Annotated in this window: 29 protein-coding genes; all 29 read left to right on the top strand. The window is 63.6% G+C overall.

The genetic code is table 11. From position 1 onward, the window contains the following. The first annotated feature begins 31 nt into the window (after positions 1-31). On the top strand, positions 32-2,104 hold the full coding sequence (fusA, locus tag ACVIJ6_RS25765; RefSeq protein ID WP_456775007.1) for an elongation factor G: 2,073 nt from the start codon (positions 32-34) through the stop codon (positions 2,102-2,104). A 39-nt stretch (positions 2,105-2,143) separates the two neighbouring features. Then, entirely contained in the window at positions 2,144-3,334 is a 1,191-nt protein-coding gene (tuf, locus tag ACVIJ6_RS25770) for an elongation factor Tu (RefSeq protein WP_006611837.1), read from the top strand. A gap of 89 nt (positions 3,335-3,423) precedes the next feature. Continuing rightward, on the top strand, positions 3,424-3,732 hold the full coding sequence (gene rpsJ / locus ACVIJ6_RS25775) for a 30S ribosomal protein S10 (RefSeq protein WP_002712302.1): 309 nt from the start codon (positions 3,424-3,426) through the stop codon (positions 3,730-3,732). Positions 3,733-3,790: 58 nt separating this feature from the next. Then, positions 3,791-4,510 (top strand): 50S ribosomal protein L3, encoded by a 720-nt coding sequence (rplC, locus tag ACVIJ6_RS25780; protein ID WP_012045045.1) that lies wholly within the window; start codon positions 3,791-3,793, stop codon positions 4,508-4,510. Further along, on the top strand, positions 4,511-5,131 hold the full coding sequence (gene rplD / locus ACVIJ6_RS25785; RefSeq protein WP_012045044.1) for a 50S ribosomal protein L4: 621 nt from the start codon (positions 4,511-4,513) through the stop codon (positions 5,129-5,131). After that, positions 5,128-5,427, top strand: a complete 300-nt coding sequence (locus tag ACVIJ6_RS25790) for a 50S ribosomal protein L23 (RefSeq protein ID WP_012045043.1) — start codon at positions 5,128-5,130, stop codon at positions 5,425-5,427. The genes rplD and ACVIJ6_RS25790 overlap by 4 nt, the downstream gene beginning before the upstream one ends. A 12-nt stretch (positions 5,428-5,439) precedes the next feature. After that, on the top strand, positions 5,440-6,273 hold the full coding sequence (gene rplB, locus ACVIJ6_RS25795; protein WP_012045042.1) for a 50S ribosomal protein L2: 834 nt from the start codon (positions 5,440-5,442) through the stop codon (positions 6,271-6,273). 12 nt (positions 6,274-6,285) lie between these two features. After that, complete coding sequence (gene rpsS, locus ACVIJ6_RS25800) at positions 6,286-6,564, top strand: 30S ribosomal protein S19 (protein WP_008963465.1); 279 nt, start codon at positions 6,286-6,288, stop codon at positions 6,562-6,564. 10 nt (positions 6,565-6,574) lie between these two features. Further along, positions 6,575-6,955, top strand: a complete 381-nt coding sequence (gene rplV, locus ACVIJ6_RS25805) for a 50S ribosomal protein L22 (protein WP_006611843.1) — start codon at positions 6,575-6,577, stop codon at positions 6,953-6,955. A gap of 17 nt (positions 6,956-6,972) precedes the next feature. After that, positions 6,973-7,683: a 30S ribosomal protein S3 gene (rpsC, locus tag ACVIJ6_RS25810; protein ID WP_012045041.1), complete on the top strand. Its 711-nt coding sequence runs from the start codon at positions 6,973-6,975 to the stop codon at positions 7,681-7,683. Positions 7,684-7,723: 40 nt separating this feature from the next. Then, positions 7,724-8,137, top strand: coding sequence for a 50S ribosomal protein L16 (gene rplP / locus ACVIJ6_RS25815; protein ID WP_456775008.1), 414 nt, complete (start codon positions 7,724-7,726; stop codon positions 8,135-8,137). A 5-nt stretch (positions 8,138-8,142) separates the two neighbouring features. Then, positions 8,143-8,349 carry a 50S ribosomal protein L29 gene (rpmC, locus tag ACVIJ6_RS25820; protein ID WP_006611846.1) on the top strand — a complete coding sequence of 69 codons (207 nt, stop codon included), beginning with the start codon at positions 8,143-8,145 and terminating at the stop codon, positions 8,347-8,349. A 10-nt stretch (positions 8,350-8,359) separates the two neighbouring features. Continuing rightward, entirely contained in the window at positions 8,360-8,608 is a 249-nt protein-coding gene (gene rpsQ / locus ACVIJ6_RS25825) for a 30S ribosomal protein S17 (protein WP_006611847.1), read from the top strand. A gap of 98 nt (positions 8,609-8,706) precedes the next feature. Next, positions 8,707-9,075, top strand: a complete 369-nt coding sequence (gene rplN, locus ACVIJ6_RS25830) for a 50S ribosomal protein L14 (RefSeq protein WP_006611848.1) — start codon at positions 8,707-8,709, stop codon at positions 9,073-9,075. After that, positions 9,075-9,389, top strand: a complete 315-nt coding sequence (gene rplX, locus ACVIJ6_RS25835) for a 50S ribosomal protein L24 (RefSeq protein WP_012045040.1) — start codon at positions 9,075-9,077, stop codon at positions 9,387-9,389. The genes rplN and rplX overlap by 1 nt, the downstream gene beginning before the upstream one ends. Continuing rightward, entirely contained in the window at positions 9,382-9,939 is a 558-nt protein-coding gene (rplE, locus tag ACVIJ6_RS25840) for a 50S ribosomal protein L5 (RefSeq protein ID WP_012045039.1), read from the top strand. Before rplX ends, rplE begins: the two co-directional genes overlap by 8 nt. Before the next feature lie 43 nt (positions 9,940-9,982). After that, on the top strand, positions 9,983-10,288 hold the full coding sequence (gene rpsN / locus ACVIJ6_RS25845; protein WP_015667609.1) for a 30S ribosomal protein S14: 306 nt from the start codon (positions 9,983-9,985) through the stop codon (positions 10,286-10,288). 12 nt (positions 10,289-10,300) lie between these two features. Then, positions 10,301-10,699, top strand: a complete 399-nt coding sequence (gene rpsH / locus ACVIJ6_RS25850) for a 30S ribosomal protein S8 (RefSeq protein WP_012045037.1) — start codon at positions 10,301-10,303, stop codon at positions 10,697-10,699. Between the two features lie 13 nt (positions 10,700-10,712). Further along, positions 10,713-11,246: a 50S ribosomal protein L6 gene (gene rplF / locus ACVIJ6_RS25855; protein ID WP_250172990.1), complete on the top strand. Its 534-nt coding sequence runs from the start codon at positions 10,713-10,715 to the stop codon at positions 11,244-11,246. An 11-nt stretch (positions 11,247-11,257) separates the two neighbouring features. Continuing rightward, a complete protein-coding gene (rplR, locus tag ACVIJ6_RS25860) occupies positions 11,258-11,620 on the top strand; it encodes a 50S ribosomal protein L18 (protein WP_012045035.1) in 363 nt (120 codons plus the stop codon). 48 nt (positions 11,621-11,668) lie between these two features. Continuing rightward, entirely contained in the window at positions 11,669-12,241 is a 573-nt protein-coding gene (gene rpsE / locus ACVIJ6_RS25865) for a 30S ribosomal protein S5 (protein WP_006611855.1), read from the top strand. A gap of 44 nt (positions 12,242-12,285) precedes the next feature. Then, on the top strand, positions 12,286-12,477 hold the full coding sequence (gene rpmD, locus ACVIJ6_RS25870; protein ID WP_012045034.1) for a 50S ribosomal protein L30: 192 nt from the start codon (positions 12,286-12,288) through the stop codon (positions 12,475-12,477). 11 nt (positions 12,478-12,488) lie between these two features. Continuing rightward, positions 12,489-12,974, top strand: a complete 486-nt coding sequence (gene rplO, locus ACVIJ6_RS25875; RefSeq protein ID WP_012045033.1) for a 50S ribosomal protein L15 — start codon at positions 12,489-12,491, stop codon at positions 12,972-12,974. A gap of 156 nt (positions 12,975-13,130) precedes the next feature. Next, positions 13,131-14,465: a preprotein translocase subunit SecY gene (secY, locus tag ACVIJ6_RS25880; RefSeq protein ID WP_012045032.1), complete on the top strand. Its 1,335-nt coding sequence runs from the start codon at positions 13,131-13,133 to the stop codon at positions 14,463-14,465. An 84-nt stretch (positions 14,466-14,549) separates the two neighbouring features. Next, positions 14,550-15,458, top strand: coding sequence for an adenylate kinase (locus ACVIJ6_RS25885; protein WP_456775009.1), 909 nt, complete (start codon positions 14,550-14,552; stop codon positions 15,456-15,458). A gap of 195 nt (positions 15,459-15,653) precedes the next feature. Then, on the top strand, positions 15,654-16,022 hold the full coding sequence (gene rpsM / locus ACVIJ6_RS25890) for a 30S ribosomal protein S13 (RefSeq protein WP_012045030.1): 369 nt from the start codon (positions 15,654-15,656) through the stop codon (positions 16,020-16,022). A gap of 130 nt (positions 16,023-16,152) precedes the next feature. After that, entirely contained in the window at positions 16,153-16,542 is a 390-nt protein-coding gene (gene rpsK / locus ACVIJ6_RS25895) for a 30S ribosomal protein S11 (RefSeq protein ID WP_006611861.1), read from the top strand. Positions 16,543-16,655: 113 nt separating this feature from the next. Further along, a complete protein-coding gene (locus tag ACVIJ6_RS25900; protein WP_011926060.1) occupies positions 16,656-17,687 on the top strand; it encodes a DNA-directed RNA polymerase subunit alpha in 1,032 nt (343 codons plus the stop codon). A 162-nt stretch (positions 17,688-17,849) separates the two neighbouring features. After that, positions 17,850-18,263, top strand: coding sequence for a 50S ribosomal protein L17 (gene rplQ, locus ACVIJ6_RS25905; RefSeq protein ID WP_284423139.1), 414 nt, complete (start codon positions 17,850-17,852; stop codon positions 18,261-18,263). Positions 18,264-18,356: the final 93 nt, after the last annotated feature.

Here is an 18,356-nt window from a genome sequence, read left to right on the forward strand (position 1 = left end):
GCGACCCGAACGGAAATCAGGGAACACACCCATGCCCCGCCAACACGCCATCGAAGACTATCGCAACTTCGGCATCATGGCGCATATCGACGCCGGTAAGACGACGACGACCGAGCGCATCCTGTATTACACGGGCAAGAGCCACAAGATCGGCGAAGTGCACGAAGGTGCCGCGACGATGGATTGGATGGAGCAGGAGCAGGAGCGTGGCATCACGATCACCTCGGCTGCCACCACCGCGTTCTGGAACGGCAAGCGCCTGAACATCATCGACACTCCCGGTCACGTCGACTTCACCATCGAGGTCGAGCGCAGCTTGCGCGTGCTCGACGGCGCCGTGTGCGTTCTCGACTCCAACCAGGGCGTCGAGCCGCAGACCGAGACCGTCTGGCGCCAGGGCGACAAGTACAAGGTGCCGCGCATCGTCTTCGCCAACAAGATGGACAAGACTGGCGCCGACTTCTTCAAATGCCTGGCCGACATCGTCGACCGCCTGGGTGCGAAGCCGGTTGCGATCCAGCTGCCGATCGGCGCTGAGAACAATTTCAAGGGTTGTATCGACCTGGTGACGATGAAGGCGATCGTCTGGAACGACGAGTCCCTCGGCGCCAAGTTCGACTACACCGAGATTCCGGCTGATCTGGCCGACCAGGCTGCCGAATATCGCGAGAAGCTGGTCGAAGCTGCCGTCGAGCTCGACGACGATGCTCTCGCCGCCTTTCTTGACGGCAAGGAGCCGGACGAGGCGACCCTGAAGCGCCTGATCCGCAAGGCCGTGTTGACCGGCGCGTTCTATCCGGTGCTGTGCGGCTCGGCCTTCAAGAACAAGGGTGTGCAGCCCTTGCTCGACGCCGTCGTCGACTATCTGCCGTCGCCGCTCGACGTGCCCGCGATCAAGGGCACCGATGACCGCGGCAACGAGGTCGTGCGAAAGGCGGACGACAAGGAGCCGTTGGCGCTGCTGGCGTTCAAGATCATGGACGACCCGTTCGTCGGCACCATCACCTTCTGCCGCATCTATTCGGGCATCCTGACCTCGGGTACCGGCGTCGTGAACTCGACCCGCGAGAAGAAGGAGCGCATCGGTCGCATGCTCTTGATGCATGCGAACAACCGCGAGGACATCAAGGAAGCCTATGCCGGCGACATCGTCGCTCTCGCAGGCCTCAAGGAAGCCCGCACCGGTGATACGCTGTGCGATCCGAACAACCAGGTGATCCTGGAAAAGATGGAGTTCCCGGAGCCGGTCATCGAGATCGCGATCGAGCCGAAGTCGAAGGCCGACCAGGAGAAGCTCGGCGTCGCGCTGGCGAAGCTGGCCGCGGAGGATCCGTCCTTCCGCGTGTCGACCGATCACGAGTCGGGCCAGACCATCCTCAAGGGCATGGGCGAGCTCCATCTCGACATCAAGGTCGACATCCTGAAGCGCACCTACAAGGTCGATGCGAATATCGGCGCGCCGCAGGTGGCGTTCCGTGAGCGCATCACCAAGCCGGCCAATGTGGACTACACCCACAAGAAGCAGACCGGCGGCACCGGCCAGTTCGCGGCCGTGAGCCTCGTGGTCGAGCCGAACGAGCCGGGCGGTGGCTACGTGTTCGAGTCCAAGATCGTCGGTGGTGCGGTTCCGAAGGAATACATCCCCGGCGTCGAGAAGGGCATCGAGAGCGTGCTCGGCGCTGGCGTGGTCGCCGGCTTCCCGGTGGTCGACGTCAAGGTCGCGCTGGTCGACGGCAAGTATCACGACGTCGACTCGTCGGCATTGGCCTTCGAAATCGCTTCCCGCGCGGCCTTCCGCGAGGCGCTGCAGAAGGGCAAGTCGGTTCTGCTCGAGCCGATCATGAAGGTCGAAGTGGTCACGCCGGAAGACTACACCGGCTCGGTCATCGGCGACCTGAACTCGCGTCGTGGCCAGATCCAGGGCCAGGACATGCGCGGCAATGCCAACGTCATCAACGCGATGGTGCCGCTCATGAATATGTTCGGTTACGTGAATAACCTGCGCTCGATGAGCCAGGGCCGCGCAACCTTCACGATGCAGTTCTCGCACTACGCTGAAGCGCCGGCCAACGTGTCGGCCGAAGTCCAGAAGAAGTTTGCCTGATTGTCGTTAGCTCAGCTTAGCGACTGAACGGAGAGTCAAATGGCCAAAGCTAAATTTGAACGTAACAAGCCCCACTGCAACATCGGCACCATCGGTCACGTCGACCATGGCAAGACGTCGCTGACGGCTGCCATCACCAAGATCCTGGCCGAGACCGGCGGTGCGACGTTCACTGCCTACGATCAGATCGACAAGGCGCCGGAAGAGAAGGCTCGCGGCATCACTATCTCGACCGCCCACGTCGAGTACGAGACCAAGAACCGCCACTACGCGCACGTCGACTGCCCCGGCCACGCCGACTACGTGAAGAACATGATCACCGGCGCTGCCCAGATGGACGGTGCGATCCTGGTGGTGTCGGCTGCTGACGGCCCGATGCCGCAGACCCGCGAGCACATCCTGCTCGCCCGCCAGGTCGGCGTTCCGGCGCTGGTCGTGTTCCTCAACAAGTGCGACATGGTCGATGATCCGGAGCTGCTCGAGCTGGTCGAGCTCGAAGTCCGCGAGCTGCTCTCGAAGTACGAATTCCCGGGCGACAAGATCCCGATCATCAAGGGCTCGGCGCTCGCCGCTCTGGAAGATTCGGACAAGAAGCTCGGCCACGACGCCATCCTCGAGCTGATGCGCAATGTCGACGAATACATTCCGCAGCCGGAGCGTCCGATCGACCAGCCCTTCCTGATGCCGGTCGAAGACGTGTTCTCGATCTCGGGCCGCGGCACCGTGGTGACCGGCCGTGTTGAGCGCGGCATCATCAAGGTCGGTGAGGAAATCGAGATCGTCGGCATCCGCCCGACCCAGAAGACCACCGTCACCGGCGTCGAAATGTTCCGCAAGCTGCTCGATCAGGGCCAGGCTGGCGACAACATCGGTGCGCTGCTCCGCGGCACCAAGCGCGAGGACGTCGAGCGCGGCCAGGTGCTCTGCAAGCCGGGTTCGGTCAAGCCGCACACCAAGTTCAAGGCTGAGGCCTACATCCTCACCAAGGAAGAAGGCGGCCGTCACACGCCGTTCTTCACCAACTACCGTCCGCAGTTCTACTTCCGCACGACCGACGTGACTGGCGTCGTTCACCTGCCGGAAGGCACCGAGATGGTGATGCCGGGCGACAACATCGCGATGGAAGTGCACCTGATCGTGCCGATCGCGATGGAAGAGAAGCTGCGCTTCGCCATCCGTGAAGGCGGCCGCACCGTCGGCGCCGGCGTCGTCGCCTCGATCATCGAGTAACAAAGCGAATAGGGAATGGCGGGTGGCGAATGGAGATATCCATTCGCCGTTCGCTACTCGCCACTCACTACTCAAAGAAAGATACGGCAATGAACGGCCAGAATATCCGCATCCGTCTCAAGGCGTTCGACCATCGAATCCTCGATACGTCGACGCGCGAGATCGTCAACACGGCGAAACGGACGGGCGCGCAGGTTCGCGGACCCATTCCGCTGCCGACCCGCATCGAGAAGTTCACCGTGAACCGTTCGCCGCACGTCGACAAGAAGAGCCGCGAGCAGTTCGAGATGCGCACCCACAAGCGCCTGCTCGACATCGTCGATCCGACCCCGCAGACCGTCGATGCTCTCATGAAGCTCGATCTGGCGGCCGGCGTCGACGTCGAGATCAAGCTCTAAGTTTTTTGGATTCACGTCCGCTTCATCGCGGACATAGAGAAGAACAGGAAGCACGCCGATGCGCTCCGGAGTGATCGCACAAAAGGTCGGGATGACGCGGGTCTTCACGGAGACCGGCGAACATATCCCCGTGACCGTGCTGAAGCTCGGCAATTGCCAGGTGGTCGGTCACCGCACCACCGAGAAGAACGGCTATGTCGCGCTGCAGCTCGGCAGCGGCAGCCGCAAGACGGTCTACATGCCGAAGGCCGAGCGCGGCCAGTTCGCGGTCGCCAAGGTCGAGCCGAAGCGCAAGGTCGCCGAGTTCCGTGTCAGCGAGGATTCGCTGATCCCGGTCGGCGCCGAGATCCTGGCCGACCATTTCGTCGTCGGCCAGTTCGTCGACGTCACCGGCACCACGGTCGGTAAGGGCTTCGCCGGCGGTATGAAGCGCTGGAACTTCGGCGGTCTGCGCGCCACGCACGGTGTGTCGATCTCGCACCGTTCGATCGGTTCGACCGGTGGCCGTCAGGACCCCGGCAAGACCTGGAAGAACAAGAAGATGCCCGGTCACATGGGCGTCGATCGCGTCACCACGCTGAACCTGCGGGTGGTGCAGACGGATGTCGAGCGTGGCCTGATCCTGGTCGAAGGCGCGGTGCCCGGCTCCAAGGGTGGCTGGATCTCGGTGCGCGACGCCGTGAAGAAGCCGCTGCCGAAGGAAGCGCCGAAGCCCGGCAAGTTCAAGGTCGCGGGTGAGCAGGCTGCCGAAGCGCCGGCCGTGCAGGAGGGCGCATAAATGGAACTGAAAGTCACCACGCTTGAGGGCAAGGACGCCGGCTCGGTCCAGCTGTCCGACGCCATCTTCGGTCTCGAGCCGCGCGTCGACATCATCCAGCGCTGTGTTCAGTGGCAGCTGAACAAGCGTCAGGCCGGCACGCACAAGGCCAAGGGTCGCGCCGAGATCTGGCGTACCGGCAAGAAGATGTACAAGCAGAAGGGCACCGGCGGTGCCCGTCACGGCTCGGCCCGCGTGCCGCAGTTCCGCGGCGGTGGCCGTGCCTTCGGCCCGGTCGTGCGCTCGCATGCGACCGACCTGCCGAAGAAGGTGCGCGCGCTGGCGCTGAAGCATGCTCTGTCGGCCAAGGCCAAGGACGGTGATCTGGTCGTACTGGAGAACGCCACCCTCGAGGCGGCGAAGACCAAGGCGCTGATCGGCCATTTCTCGGGTCTCGGCCTGACCAACGCGCTGATCATCGATGGCGCCGAGCTGCACAACGGCTTTGCCGCTGCGGCCCGGAACATCCCGAACCTCGACGTGCTGCCGATCCAGGGCATCAACGTCTATGACATTCTCCGCCGCCAGAAGCTCGTTCTGACCAAGGCGGCGATCGATGCGCTGGAGGCGCGCTTCAAATGAAGACCATCGATCCGCGCCACTACGACATCATCCTCGCGCCGGTCGTGACCGAGAAGGCGACGTTCGCCTCCGAGCACAACAAGGTTCTGTTCAAGGTGGCCGCCAAGGCGACCAAGCCGCAGATCAAAGAGGCGATCGAGAAGCTGTTCGACGTCAAGGTCAAGAGCGTGAACACGCTCGTCCGCAAGGGCAAGACCAAGGTGTTCCGCGGCCATTTCGGTTCGCAATCGGACAGCAAGCGGGCGATCGTGACCCTCGAAGAGGGCCACCGGATCGACGTCACCACCGGACTGTAAGGCTCAGCTGCCATGGCATTGAAGACATTCAACCCCACGACGCCGGGCCAGCGCCAGCTGGTCATGGTCGATCGTTCGGCCCTGTACAAGGGCAAGCCGGTCAAGGCGCTGACCGAAGGCAAGCTGTCGAGCGGCGGTCGCAACAATACCGGCCGCATCACGGTTCGCTTCCTCGGCGGCGGTCACAAGCAGTCGTACCGGATGGTCGACTTCAAGCGCGACAAGGTCGACGTTCCCGCGACCGTCGAGCGCCTGGAGTATGATCCGAACCGCACCGCCTTCATCGCCCTGGTCAAGTATCAGGACGGCGAGCTCGCCTACATCCTGGCGCCGCAGCGCCTGGCGGTCGGCGACACCATCGTCGCCGGCAATTATGTCGACGTGAAGCCGGGCAATGTCATGCCGCTCGGCAACATGCCGGTCGGTACGATCGTGCACAATATCGAGGTCAAGATCGGGAAGGGCGGTCAGCTAGCCCGTTCGGCCGGCACCTATGCCCAGATCGTCGGCCGCGACCAGGACTACGTGATCGTCCGCTTGAACTCGGGCGAGCAGCGCCTGGTGCATGGCCGCTGCCGCGGCACCATCGGTGCGGTGTCGAACCCGGACCACATGAACACGTCGATCGGCAAGGCCGGCCGCAAGCGTTGGATGGGCCGTCGCCCGCACAACCGCGGTGTCGCGATGAACCCGATCGACCATCCGCACGGCGGCGGCGAAGGCCGTACCTCGGGCGGTCGTCACCCGGTCACTCCGTGGGGCAAGCCCACCAAGGGCAAGAAGACCCGCACCAACAAGTCGACCGACAAATTCATTCTCTTGAGCCGCCACAAGCGGAAGAAGTAAGGAACGACGGACATGGTTCGTTCAGTCTGGAAAGGCCCGTTCGTCGAGGCGTCGCTGCTCAAGAAGGCAGATGCGGCGCGCGCGTCCGGCCGTCACGACGTCATCAAGATCTGGAGCCGCCGCTCGACCATCCTGCCGCAGTTCGTCGGCCTGACGTTCGGCGTCTACAACGGCCAGAAGCACGTGCCGGTCGCGGTCAACGAGGAAATGGTTGGCCACAAGTTCGGCGAGTTCTCGCCGACCCGCACCTTCCACGGCCATTCGGGCGATAAGAAAGCCAAGAAGGCTTGAGGATTAAGCGATGAGCAAACCAAAGCGCGAACGGAGCCTCCCCGACAACGAGGCCAAGGCTGTGGCCCGGATGCTTCGGGTGAGCCCGCAGAAGCTGAACCTGGTGGCGCAGATGATCCGCGGCCGCAAGGCGTCGGCAGCCCTCGCCGACCTGCAGTTCTCGCGCAAGCGGATTGCGGTCGACGTCAAGAAGTGCCTGGAATCGGCGATCGCCAATGCCGAGAACAACCACGAGCTCGAGGTCGACGATCTCGTCGTCTCGCAGGCTTTCGTCGGCAAGGGAATCGTGATGAAGCGTTTCTCGCCGCGCGGCCGTGGCCGTTCGGGCCGGGTTTTCAAACCGTTTTCGCAGCTGACGATCATTGTTCGTCAGGTCGAGGCGAGCGCTTAAGGCGCTGGGAGAATACGATGGGTCAAAAGATCAATCCGATCGGTCTGCGTCTCGGCATCAACCGGACCTGGGATTCGCGCTGGTTTGCCGGCAAGGCCGAATACGGCAAACTGCTGCATGAAGACGTCAAGATCCGCGAGATCCTGCACAAGGAGCTCAAGCAGGCGGCGGTCGCCCGCATTGTGATCGAGCGTCCGCACAAGAAGTGCCGCGTCACGATCCACTCGGCGCGCCCGGGTGTCGTGATCGGCAAGAAGGGCGCCGACATCGACAAGCTGCGCAAGCGCGTCGCCGACATCACTTCGTCGGACGTCGTCATCAACATCGTCGAGATCCGCAAGCCGGAGCTCGATGCCACGCTGGTCGCCGAGTCGATCGCGCAGCAGCTGGAGCGCCGCGTCGCGTTCCGCCGCGCCATGAAGCGCGCCGTGCAGTCGGCGATGCGTCTGGGCGCCGAGGGCATCCGCATCAACTGCTCGGGTCGTCTGGGCGGAGCGGAAATCGCCCGCATGGAATGGTACCGTGAGGGCCGGGTGCCGCTGCACACGCTGCGCGCCGACATCGACTACGGTGTGGCCACAGCGTTCACCACCTTCGGCACCTGCGGCGTGAAGGTCTGGATCTTCAAGGGCGAGATCCTCGAGCACGATCCGATGGCACAGGACAAGCGGATGAACGAAGGCGGCGGCGAGAGCTCGCAGCCGCGGTCGCGCCGCGACGCGGCCTGATCGATCAGCCGCGACAAGACAGGTTTGAGGGCTCAAAGCCATGATGCAACCAAAGAAGACCAAGTTCCGAAAGGCGCATAAGGGCCGTATTCACGGCGTTGCGTCCTCGGGCGCGACGCTGGCCTTCGGCCAGTTCGGGCTGAAGGCGATGGAGCCGGATCGCGTCACCGCACGCCAGATCGAGGCTGCCCGTCGTGCCCTGACCCGTCACATGAAGCGCGCCGGCCGCGTCTGGATCCGCGTGTTCCCAGACCTTCCGGTGTCGAAGAAGCCGGCCGAAGTCCGCATGGGCTCCGGCAAGGGTTCGCCGGAATTGTGGGTGGCCCGCGTCAAGCCGGGCCGGGTGATGTTCGAGATCGACGGCGTGAACAACCAGATCGCGCGCGAGGCGCTGCTGCTGGCGGCGGCCAAGCTGCCGATCAAGACGCGCTTCGTCGAACGCATTGCGGAGTAATGGTCATGGCCGAGATGAAGATTGCCGACATTCGCGCGATGAGCCCCGACCAGATGGACGATGCGATCGTCAATCTGAAGAAGGAGCGCTTCAACCTGCGCTTCCAGCGTGCCACGGGGCAGCTGGAAAACACCGCCCGCCTGCGTGAGGCGCGCCGCGACATCGCCCGTATCAAGACCATCGCCGCGCAGCAGCGCGCCAAGACGAAGTAAGAGGCTCGACATGCCGAAACGGACCCTCCAGGGCGTTGTCGTCAGCGACAAGCAGGCCAAGACCGTGGTCGTGCGCGTCGACCGGCGCTTCACCCACCCGATCTACAAGAAGACCATCCGCCGGTCGAAGAACTACCATGCCCACGACGAGAGCAACGAGTTCAAGCCGGGCGACATGGTGTGGATCGAGGAGAGCAAGCCGATCTCGAAGCTGAAGCGCTGGACCGTGGTCCGGGGCGAGCACAAGAAAACCGCCTGAGGCGCGGAACAAGGCCCTTCCAAGGGGCCGGTTTCGCTTTCGGGATCAAACAAGGCGCAGCTTTCCTGCGCAGCAGATGAAGAGGACGAGGTGCATCAATGATTCAGATGCAGACCAACCTCGACGTGGCCGATAATTCCGGCGCACGCCGTGTCATGTGTATCAAGGTGCTGGGCGGCTCGAAGCGCCGCTATGCCACCGTTGGCGACATCATCGTGGTGTCGATCAAGGAAGCCATTCCGCGTGGCAAGGTGAAGAAGGGCGACGTCATGAAGGCCGTCGTGGTGCGCGTCCGCAAGGACATCCGCCGCGCCGACGGCTCGGTGATCCGCTTCGACCGCAACGCGGCCGTTCTGATCAACAACCAGTCGGAGCCGGTCGGCACCCGTATCTTCGGGCCGGTGCCGCGCGAGCTGCGCGCCAAGAACCACATGAAGATCATCTCGCTGGCCCCGGAGGTGCTGTGATGGCTGCCAAGATCCGCAAGGGCGACAAGGTGATCGTCCTGACCGGTCGCGACAAGGGTCGCACCGGCGAGGTGTTCGAGGTGCGTCCCGATGCCGGGACCGCGCTGGTGCGCGGCATCAACCTGGTCAAGCGTCACCAGAAGCAGACGCAGAACCAGGAGGGCGGCATCATCACCAAGGAAGCGCCGATCCACCTGTCCAACGTCGCTTATGTCGGCAAGGACGGCAAGCCGACGCGCATCGGATTCAAAGTTCAGGCGGACGGCAAGAAGGTCCGCGTTGCCAAGAGCTCGGGAGTTGAGATCGATGGCTGAGACCGCTTACACCCCGCGCCTCCGCACGGAATATGATCGCAAGATCAAGAGCGCGCTGACCGAGAAGTTCGGCTACGCCAATGTCATGCAGGTGCCGCGGCTCGACAAGGTCGTGCTGAACATGGGCATCGGCGAGGCCGTCAACGACCGCAAGAAGGCGGAGACGGCGGCGGCCGATCTGTCGCTGATCGCCGGCCAGAAGGCGGTCGTGACCTATTCGCGCGTCGCCATCGCGACCTTCAAGCTGCGCGAGAACCAGCCGATCGGCTGCAAGGTCACGCTGCGCAAGGCCAAGATGTACGAGTTCATCGACCGCCTGATCAACGTCGCGCTGCCGCGCGTCCGCGACTTCCGCGGCCTGAACCCGAAGAGCTTCGACGGCCGCGGCAACTACTCGCTCGGCATCAAGGAGCACATCATTTTCCCCGAGATCGACTTCGACAAGGCCGGGGAGAGCTGGGGCATGGACATCACGGTGTGCACCACCGCGGCGACCGACGACGAGGCCCGTGCCCTTCTGACCGCATTCAATTTCCCGTTCCGGCAGTGAGCAGCTGATCAGCTTCTCAAACGCGGATACCCAGGAGCCACGCATGGCAAAGAAGAGTTCAATCGAGAAGAACAACCGGCGCAAGCGGATGTCGAAGAACGCCGCCCCGAAGCGCGCCCGGTTGAAGGCGATCATCGCCGACAAGACCAAGCCGATGGAGGAGCGCTTCGCCGCGACCCTGAAGCTGGCCGAAATGCCGCGCAACTCGTCGGCGACCCGCATCCGCAACCGGTGCGAGCTGACGGGCCGTCCGCGGTCGAACTATCGCAAGAACAAGCTGAGCCGCATCGCGCTGCGCGAGCTCGGATCCAAGGGCCTGGTTCCGGGCCTCGTGAAGTCCAGCTGGTAAGGAGGGTCGAACATGTCAACGCACGATCCCATCAGCGATCTGATCACCCGCATCCGCAACGCGCAGATGCGCTCGAAGTCGAAGGTCACGACCCCCGGCTCGAAGATGCGCGCCAGCGTGCTCGAGGTGCTGAAGTCGGAAGGCTATATTCGTGGCTATGCCACGCTGGAGCATCCGTCCGGCCGCAGCGAGATCGAGATCGAGCTGAAATATTTCGACGGCGAGCCCGTGATCCGCGAGATCGAGCGCGTCTCCAAGCCCGGCCGGCGCGTCTACACCTCGGTGAAGAATCTGCCGCGCGTGAACAACGGGCTCGGAATTTCTGTTTTGTCGACGCCGAAGGGAATCATGGCCGACCATAGCGCGCGTGACGCGAATGTCGGCGGTGAAGTTCTCTTCACGGTGTTCTAAGAAGGATTGAGCCATGTCACGTATTGGCAAGAAGCCTGTGACGGTGCCGTCCGGTGTGACCGCAACCGTCGACGGCCAGACCGTCAAGATGAAGGGGCCGAAGGGCCAGCTTCAGTTTATCGTCCATGACGACGTGGACGTGAAGTTCGAGAACGGCCAGGTCAAGGTTGCCCCGCGCAGCGAGACCAAGCGCGCCCGGTCGTTGTACGGCACCGCGCGCGCCCAGATCGCGAATCTGGTCGAAGGCGTCACCAAGGGCTTTGAGAAGAAGCTCGAGATCACCGGCGTCGGCTACCGCGCCGCGATGCAGGGCAAGAACCTGCAGCTCGCGCTCGGCTACAGCCACGACGTCGTCTACCAGATCCCGGAAGGCATCACGATCGCCGTGCCGAAGCCGACCGAGATCACCGTCACGGGCATTGACCCGCAGCGCGTCGGCCAGGTGGCCGCCGAGATCCGCGCCTACCGGCCGCCGGAGCCCTATAAGGGCAAGGGTGTGAAGTACGCGGGTGAATTCATCTTCCGCAAGGAAGGCAAGAAGAAGTAACGGAGCCGGACATGTCGAGAGCCAAGGTTACGAATGCCCGGCGCAAGCAGCGCGTGAGGCTGTCGCTGCGCCGCTCCGCCGGCGGCCGTCCGCGCCTGTCGGTGTTCCGCTCGTCGAAGCACATCTACGCTCAGGTCATCGACGATCAGAAGGGCGAGACGCTCGCCTCTGCATCGTCGATGGAGAAGGAGATGCGCTCGTCTGGCAACACCGGCGCCGATATCGATGCGGCCAAGGCGGTGGGCAAGCTGCTCGCCGAGCGTGCGGTGAAGGCGGGGATCAAGGAAGTCGTGTTCGATCGCGGCGGCTATCTCTATCACGGGCGCGTCAAGGCTCTGGCCGACGCGGCGCGCGAGAGCGGGCTGAGCTTCTAACATCATTGGATTTGGGCGTCAGAGCCCCTCAGAAGATTGGATAGCACCATGGCAGGTGAACGGGAACGAGGCGGTCGCGATCGCAAGGAGCGTGAGGAGCGCGACAGCGAGTTCGTCGACAAGCTCGTCCACATCAACCGAGTCGCGAAGGTCGTGAAGGGCGGTAAGCGCTTCGGCTTTGCGGCGCTCGTCGTGATCGGCGATCAGAAGGGCCGGGTCGGCTTCGGCCACGGCAAGGCGCGCGAGGTTCCGGAGGCGATCCGCAAGGCGACCGACTCCGCCAAGCGCAACCTGACCCGCGTCGCGCTGCGCGAGGGCCGGACCCTGCACCACGACATCTTCGGACGTCACGGTGCGGGTCGCGTCTATCTGCGTGCAGCGCCGGCCGGTACCGGCATCATCGCCGGCGGCCCGATGCGCGCCGTGTTCGAGACCCTGGGCATCCAGGACGTGGTGGCGAAGTCGATCGGGTCATCCAACCCGTACAACATGGTGCGCGCGACCTTCAACGCGCTGAAGCACCAGGATAGCCCGCGCTCGGTCGCCGCGCGCCGCAACATCAAGGTGTCGACCCTGCAGGCCCGCCGCGTCGGTGGCGATGCCGAAGCAGCTGCCGACTAACGAACGCGCGCCGCCTCTGGCTGGCGCATCTCGGAGTGAGGACAATGGCTGACGCCAAGACGATCAAGATCGAGCAGATCGGCAGCCCGATCCGCCGGCATCACTCGCAGCGCGAGACGCTGATCGGGTTGAAGCTCAACAAGATCGGCCGCGTGACCGAACTGCCTGATACGCCGGCGGTCCGCGGTATGATCACCAAGGTTCATCATCTCGTCCGCATCGTCGACGAGAAGTAAGGAGAAGGGCGATGAAGCTCAGCGATATCGCCGACAATGCCGGTGCGCGCAAGAAGCGCATGCGCGTCGGCCGTGGCATCGGCTCCGGCAAGGGCAAGACCTCCGGCCGTGGCGGCAAGGGCCAGACCGCACGTTCCGGCGTGCGCATCAAGGGCTTCGAGGGTGGTCAGATGCCGATGCATCGCCGTCTGCCGAAGCGCGGCTTCAACAACATCTTCGCGCTCGATTTCGTCGAGATCAATCTTGACCGGATCCAGCAGGCGATCGATGCCAAGAAGCTGGATGCCGGCAGCGTGATCAACGCCGAGGCGCTGGTGAAGTCGGGCGCGCTGCGTCGCGCCAAGGACGGCGTGCGTCTGCTCGGCCGCGGCGAGATCACCGCTAAGGTCAACATCGAGGTGCACGGCGCCTCGAAGTCGGCGATTGCGGCGGTCGAGAAGGCCGGCGGCACCGTCAAGCTCCTGGCGCCAGCCAAGGACGAAGGCGAAGCGGCGTAACTTCTGCGTCATCGTCCCGCCGCAGGCGTCAGCCTGGCGGGGCAGGGCGATGGACAGAATGCGTCGGCGCACCAGATAATATCCGAACGTCTGCCCAAGCCCCGCGAGCCCTCGCGGGGCTGATGTGGTCAAAAGGGCGGCGGGAGAAAGTCAGATATGGCCTCAGCAGCGGAACAACTGGCGGCAAACCTCAATTTCGGCGCGTTTGCGAAGGCCGATGAGCTCAAGAAGCGCATCTGGTTCACCCTCGGCGCGCTGCTGGTCTACCGCCTCGGCACCTACATCCCGCTGCCCGGCATCGATCCGAACATCTGGGATTCGGTGTTCCGTACCCAGGCTGGCGGCATCCTGGGCATGTTCAACATGTTCGCCGGCGGCGGCATTCACCGCATGGCGATCTTCGCGCTGAACATCATGCCGTACATCTCGGCATCGATCATCATCCAGCTCCTGACCACGGTCTCGCCGCAGCTCGAAGCCCTCAAGAAAGAGGGCGAGGCGGGCCGCAAGATGCTGAACCAATACACCCGCTACCTCACGGTGATCCTGGCCGCCGTGCAGTCCTACGGTATTGCGGTCGGCCTCGAAGGCGCCGGCAATGTGGTCGCCGATCCCGGCCTGTTCTTCCGCCTGTCCACCGCGATCACCCTGACCGGCGGCACCATGTTCCTGATGTGGCTGGGCGAGCAGATCACCTCCCGCGGCATCGGCAACGGCATCTCGCTGATCATCCTGTCCGGCATCGTGGCGGAGCTGCCCTCGGCGCTCGCCAACATGCTTGAGCTGGGACGCCAGGGCGCGCTGTCGACCGGCCTGATCCTGATCGTCATCGTGATGGCGGTCGCCGTGATCGCCTTCATCGTGTTCATGGAGCGCGCTCAACGCCGGCTCCTGATCCAGTATCCGAAGCGCCAGGTCGGCAACAAGATGTTCGAGGGCCAGTCCTCGCATCTGCCGCTGAAGCTGAACACCTCGGGCGTGATTCCGCCGATCTTCGCCTCGTCGCTGCTGCTGCTGCCGACCACCGTCGCCAATTTCAACGCCGGCAAGGGCCCGGAATGGTTCCAGTGGATCACCACCCAGCTCGGCCACGGCCGGCCGCTGTTCCTGGTGCTGTATCTGGCGCTGATCCTGTTCTTCGCCTTCTTCTACACCGCCATCGTGTTCAACCCGACCGAGACAGCGGACAATCTGAAGAAGCATGGCGGCTTCATCCCGGGCATCCGGCCGGGCGAGCGCACCGCGGAATATATCGATTACGTGCTGTCCCGGATCACCGTGCTCGGCGCCATCTATCTGGCGATCGTGTGTCTGATCCCTGAAATTCTGATTTCCTACGCTTCCGTCCCGTTCTACTTTGGTGGCACTTCGCTTCTGATCGTGGTCAGCGTTACGATGGATACCGTGGCGCAGGTTCAGGGTTATCTGCTCGCCCATCAGTATGAAGGGTTGATCAGGAAGTCGAAATTGCGGGGGCGCCGCCGCGGCTAGCGGCGGATCGCGGCCCGGGAGCCAAAAGCCAAGAACAAGGTGCGCGGGAGGATCGCTCACCGTGTGCCGGGGGGCGGACATTCAATGAGACTCATTCTTCTGGGACCGCCCGGCTCGGGCAAGGGAACGCAGGCGCAGCGCCTGGTGCAGCAATATGGCATCGTGCAGCTGTCGACCGGCGACATGCTGCGTGCAGCCGTTGCGGCGCAGACCCCGATCGGGCTGAAGGCCAAGGACATCATGGCCGCCGGCGGTCTGGTGCCGGACGAGGTCGTGGTCGGTATCATCGCCGACCGGATCGAGCAGCCCGATGCCGCCAACGGCTTCATCCTCGACGGCTTTCCGCGCACGGTTCCGCAGGCCGAGGCGCTGGACGCGCTGTTGAAGCAGAAGCAGATGACGCTGGATGCGGTCATCGAACTCAAGGTCAATGAGGGTGTGCTGCTCGAGCGAGTCGAGCGCCGGGCGGCTGAAACCCGTGCGCGGGGCGAGCCGGTGCGCGCCGACGATACGCCGGAGGTCCTGACCAAGCGGCTGGCCAGCTATCGCGACCAGACCGAACCCCTGATCCACTATTATTCCGACCACCGGATGCTCGCGACGGTCGACGGCATGATGCCGATCGAGCAGGTCACCGAGGAGATCGGCCGGATCCTGGCTGCGGTCGGGAAGGGCGGTACGAGTCGGGCGGCCAAGAAGGCCAGCCCCGCCAAGCGCAGCGCCAAGGCCCCCGCGAAAGCGGCCAAGAAATCGGCCAAGACAGCCGCGAAATCGGCAGCCGCGGTCAAAAAGGCCGGCAAAACCGCCAAAAAGGCTGCCAAGTCCGTGAAAAAGGCCGCCAGGAAAGCGCCGGCCAAGGCCGCCCAAAAGGGGGGCAGGGCTACAGCCAAGGCGCGCAAGCCCGCCGCCAAGGCGAGCAGATCAGCAGCCAAGGCCACCAAGGGGGCCCGAAAAACCTCGGCGAAAGCCGCAAAAAAGCGCGCAACGAGGTGACCGAATCTTCTAGGAGCGGTTGACGACCGCCGTGTGAATCCATTAATAAGCCCGCATCCAAGTCGGATAGTTTTCGAAAGATGCCGGGCCCCACGAATCGAGGGGTGGGCGTCTTGTTCGCGTTTGCGGACACCTGCCCGAGATAGCGAGAATGAAGGCCGGTCCGTCCTGGGATCGGCGACAGGAGAGAAGTCCGTGGCCCGTATTGCCGGTGTCAACATCCCGACCAACAAGCGCGTCCTGATCGCGCTCCAGTACATCCATGGCATTGGCCCGAAGATCGCGAGCGAGATCATCGAAAAGGTCAAGATCGCCGAGGATCGCCGTGTCAACCAGCTGAGCGACCAGGAAGTCCTGCAGATCCGTGAAATCATCGACCGTGACTATGTGGTCGAGGGCGACCTGCGGCGCGAGACCGGCATCAACATCAAGCGGCTGATGGACCTCGGCTGCTACCGTGGCCTGCGTCATCGCCGTGGCCTGCCGGTCCGCGGCCAGCGCACCCACACCAATGCGCGCACGCGCAAGGGTCCTGCCAAGGCGATCGCCGGCAAGAAGAAGTAATCTGGTGAATTGCGAGTAGCGGGTGGCGAATAGGGGGCGATCCCTATTCGCTACTCGCTATTCACCATTCGCATCTTCGGTGTAGCCGCTGGCATTACGGCGGCGTTGAGATCTCAAGAAAGGTACTTATATGGCCAAGGAAGCCGCACGTGTCCGCCGTCGTGAGCGCAAGAACATCGCCTCCGGCGTCGCCCATGTGAATTCGTCGTTCAACAACACCACCATCACCATCACCGATGCGCAGGGCAACACCATCGCCTGGTCGTCGGCTGGCACGATGGGCTTCAAGGGATCGCGCAAGTCGACCCCTTATGCGGCGCAGGTCGCGGCGGAGGACGTGTCCAAGAAGGCCCAGGAGCACGGCATGCGCACCCTCGAGGTCGAGGTGGCCGGTCCGGGCTCCGGACGTGAATCGGCGCTGCGCGCGCTGCAGGCCGCGGGCTTCACCGTCACCTCGATCCGCGACGTGACGACGATCCCGCACAATGGTTGCCGTCCGCGCAAGCGTCGTCGCGTCTGATCTGAAGGAGGCGGGCAGCATGTCCGCCTCGTCTTGCTTTTGAACCATTTCGATTGCCGCGATCCGATGCGCGGTTCTCCAACGCCAGTCAGCCGCACCCGACGGACTGGCCCATGGGTGAAACAGTGACGATCCAGAAGAATTGGCAAGAATTGATTCGGCCGAACAAGCTCCAGGTCACGCCGGGCTCCGACGCGACCCGTTTCGCCACCGTGGTTGCCGAGCCGCTGGAGCGCGGTTTCGGCCAGACGCTCGGCAATGCGCTCCGCCGCATCCTGCTGTCGTCGCTGCAGGGCGCCGCGGTGCAGTCGGTGCACATCGATGGCGTGCTGCACGAGTTCTCCTCGATCGCGGGCGTCCGTGAGGACGTCACCGATATCGTGCTGAACATCAAGGATATCTCGATCAAGATGCAGGGCGAAGGCCCGAAGCGGATGGTCGTGAAGAAGCAGGGCCCGGGCGCCGTGACCGCCGGCGATATCCAGACCGTCGGCGACATCGTCGTGCTCAATCCCGACCTGCAGCTCTGCACCCTGGACGAGGGCGCCGAGATCCGCATGGAGTTCACGGTCGCCACCGGCAAGGGATATGTGCCGGCCGAGCGCAACCGTCCCGAGGACGCGCCGATCGGCCTCATCCCGATCGACAGCCTGTTCTCGCCGGTCCGCAAGGTCTCATACAAGGTCGAGAACACCCGCGAGGGCCAGATCCTCGACTACGACAAGCTGACCATGACGATCGAGACCAACGGCGCGATCTCGCCGGAGGACGCGGTGGCCTACGCAGCCCGCATCCTGCAGGACCAGCTCAACGTCTTCGTCAACTTCGAAGAGCCGCGCAAGGAAGTCGCCCAAGAGATCATTCCGGATCTCGCCTTCAACCCGGCCTTCCTCAAGAAGGTGGACGAGCTCGAGCTGTCGGTGCGTTCGGCGAACTGCCTGAAGAACGACAACATCGTCTATATCGGCGACCTCGTGCAGAAGTCGGAAGCGGAGATGCTGCGCACCCCCAACTTCGGCCGCAAGTCGCTGAACGAGATCAAGGAAGTGCTGGCCCAGATGGGTCTGCATCTCGGCATGGAAGTGCCTGGTTGGCCGCCGGAGAATATCGACGAGCTGGCCAAGCGCTTCGAGGATCATTACTGAGCGAATAGGGAGTGGCGAATAGCGAATAGGGGATCTGGCGAATGGGATGACACCATTCGCAACTCGCCATTCGCTACTCGCCGCTCTGGGCGAACGCAGGCAGCCCACCTGAGCAAATGTCCGACGAACCGTCGCGGCAGATTGAAATGAAGGACTAAGACAATGCGTCACGGCAAGGTTCATCGGAAGCTCAACCGCACCGCCGAGCATCGCAAGGCGATGTTCGCCAACATGTGCGCTGCGCTGATCAAGCACGAGCAGATCGTCACCACGCTGCCGAAGGCCAAGGAACTCCGGCCGATCGTCGAGAAGCTGGTCACGCTCGGCAAGAAGGGCGGTCTCGCCCTGCGCCGCCAGGCGATCTCCGAGATGCGCGACGTCGACCAGGTCAAGAAGCTGTTCGACGTGCTGGCGCCCCGCTACAAGGACCGCAATGGCGGCTACACCCGCATCATCAAGGCCGGCTTCCGCTACGGCGACAACGCGGCAATGGCCGTGATCGAGTTCGTCGATCGCGACGTCGATGCCAAGGGCCAGGATTCCGGCCCGGTGCAGGAAACCTCGGAAGCCGCATAAGCGAGCAACCGAGACATGGTTACAGAGCGGCGCCTTCGGGCGCCGTTTTTCGTTTCGGGTGTCAATTGTGTTTCAAAGTCCGGTCGCCCGGAA

The sequence above is a fragment of the Bradyrhizobium sp. USDA 4369 genome (assembly GCF_054056435.1).

Bases quoted from the DNA above. Each gene is read 5' to 3' on its own strand.
- rpsK (WP_006611861.1), top strand. From the start codon at position 16,153: ATGGCCAAGGAAGCCGCACGTGTCCGCCGTCGTGAGCGCAAGAACATC.
- rpsC (WP_012045041.1), top strand. From the start codon at position 6,973: ATGGGTCAAAAGATCAATCCGATCGGTCTGCGTCTCGGCATCAACCGG.
- rpsE (WP_006611855.1), top strand. From the start codon at position 11,669: ATGGCAGGTGAACGGGAACGAGGCGGTCGCGATCGCAAGGAGCGTGAG.
- rplR (WP_012045035.1), top strand. From the start codon at position 11,258: ATGTCGAGAGCCAAGGTTACGAATGCCCGGCGCAAGCAGCGCGTGAGG.
- rplE (WP_012045039.1), top strand. From the start codon at position 9,382: ATGGCTGAGACCGCTTACACCCCGCGCCTCCGCACGGAATATGATCGC.
- rpsS (WP_008963465.1), top strand. From the start codon at position 6,286: ATGGTTCGTTCAGTCTGGAAAGGCCCGTTCGTCGAGGCGTCGCTGCTC.
- rpsN (WP_015667609.1), top strand. From the start codon at position 9,983: ATGGCAAAGAAGAGTTCAATCGAGAAGAACAACCGGCGCAAGCGGATG.
- rplX (WP_012045040.1), top strand. From the start codon at position 9,075: ATGGCTGCCAAGATCCGCAAGGGCGACAAGGTGATCGTCCTGACCGGT.
- rpsJ (WP_002712302.1), top strand. From the start codon at position 3,424: ATGAACGGCCAGAATATCCGCATCCGTCTCAAGGCGTTCGACCATCGA.
- rplD (WP_012045044.1), top strand. From the start codon at position 4,511: ATGGAACTGAAAGTCACCACGCTTGAGGGCAAGGACGCCGGCTCGGTC.
- ACVIJ6_RS25900 (WP_011926060.1), top strand. From the start codon at position 16,656: ATGGGTGAAACAGTGACGATCCAGAAGAATTGGCAAGAATTGATTCGG.
- fusA (WP_456775007.1), top strand. From the start codon at position 32: ATGCCCCGCCAACACGCCATCGAAGACTATCGCAACTTCGGCATCATG.
- tuf (WP_006611837.1), top strand. From the start codon at position 2,144: ATGGCCAAAGCTAAATTTGAACGTAACAAGCCCCACTGCAACATCGGC.
- rplF (WP_250172990.1), top strand. From the start codon at position 10,713: ATGTCACGTATTGGCAAGAAGCCTGTGACGGTGCCGTCCGGTGTGACC.
- rplQ (WP_284423139.1), top strand. From the start codon at position 17,850: ATGCGTCACGGCAAGGTTCATCGGAAGCTCAACCGCACCGCCGAGCAT.
- rplV (WP_006611843.1), top strand. From the start codon at position 6,575: ATGAGCAAACCAAAGCGCGAACGGAGCCTCCCCGACAACGAGGCCAAG.
- rpmD (WP_012045034.1), top strand. From the start codon at position 12,286: ATGGCTGACGCCAAGACGATCAAGATCGAGCAGATCGGCAGCCCGATC.
- rplP (WP_456775008.1), top strand. From the start codon at position 7,724: ATGATGCAACCAAAGAAGACCAAGTTCCGAAAGGCGCATAAGGGCCGT.
- rplB (WP_012045042.1), top strand. From the start codon at position 5,440: ATGGCATTGAAGACATTCAACCCCACGACGCCGGGCCAGCGCCAGCTG.
- rpsH (WP_012045037.1), top strand. From the start codon at position 10,301: ATGTCAACGCACGATCCCATCAGCGATCTGATCACCCGCATCCGCAAC.
- rplN (WP_006611848.1), top strand. From the start codon at position 8,707: ATGATTCAGATGCAGACCAACCTCGACGTGGCCGATAATTCCGGCGCA.
- ACVIJ6_RS25790 (WP_012045043.1), top strand. From the start codon at position 5,128: ATGAAGACCATCGATCCGCGCCACTACGACATCATCCTCGCGCCGGTC.
- rpmC (WP_006611846.1), top strand. From the start codon at position 8,143: ATGGCCGAGATGAAGATTGCCGACATTCGCGCGATGAGCCCCGACCAG.
- secY (WP_012045032.1), top strand. From the start codon at position 13,131: ATGGCCTCAGCAGCGGAACAACTGGCGGCAAACCTCAATTTCGGCGCG.
- rpsQ (WP_006611847.1), top strand. From the start codon at position 8,360: ATGCCGAAACGGACCCTCCAGGGCGTTGTCGTCAGCGACAAGCAGGCC.
- rplC (WP_012045045.1), top strand. From the start codon at position 3,791: ATGCGCTCCGGAGTGATCGCACAAAAGGTCGGGATGACGCGGGTCTTC.
- ACVIJ6_RS25885 (WP_456775009.1), top strand. From the start codon at position 14,550: ATGAGACTCATTCTTCTGGGACCGCCCGGCTCGGGCAAGGGAACGCAG.
- rplO (WP_012045033.1), top strand. From the start codon at position 12,489: ATGAAGCTCAGCGATATCGCCGACAATGCCGGTGCGCGCAAGAAGCGC.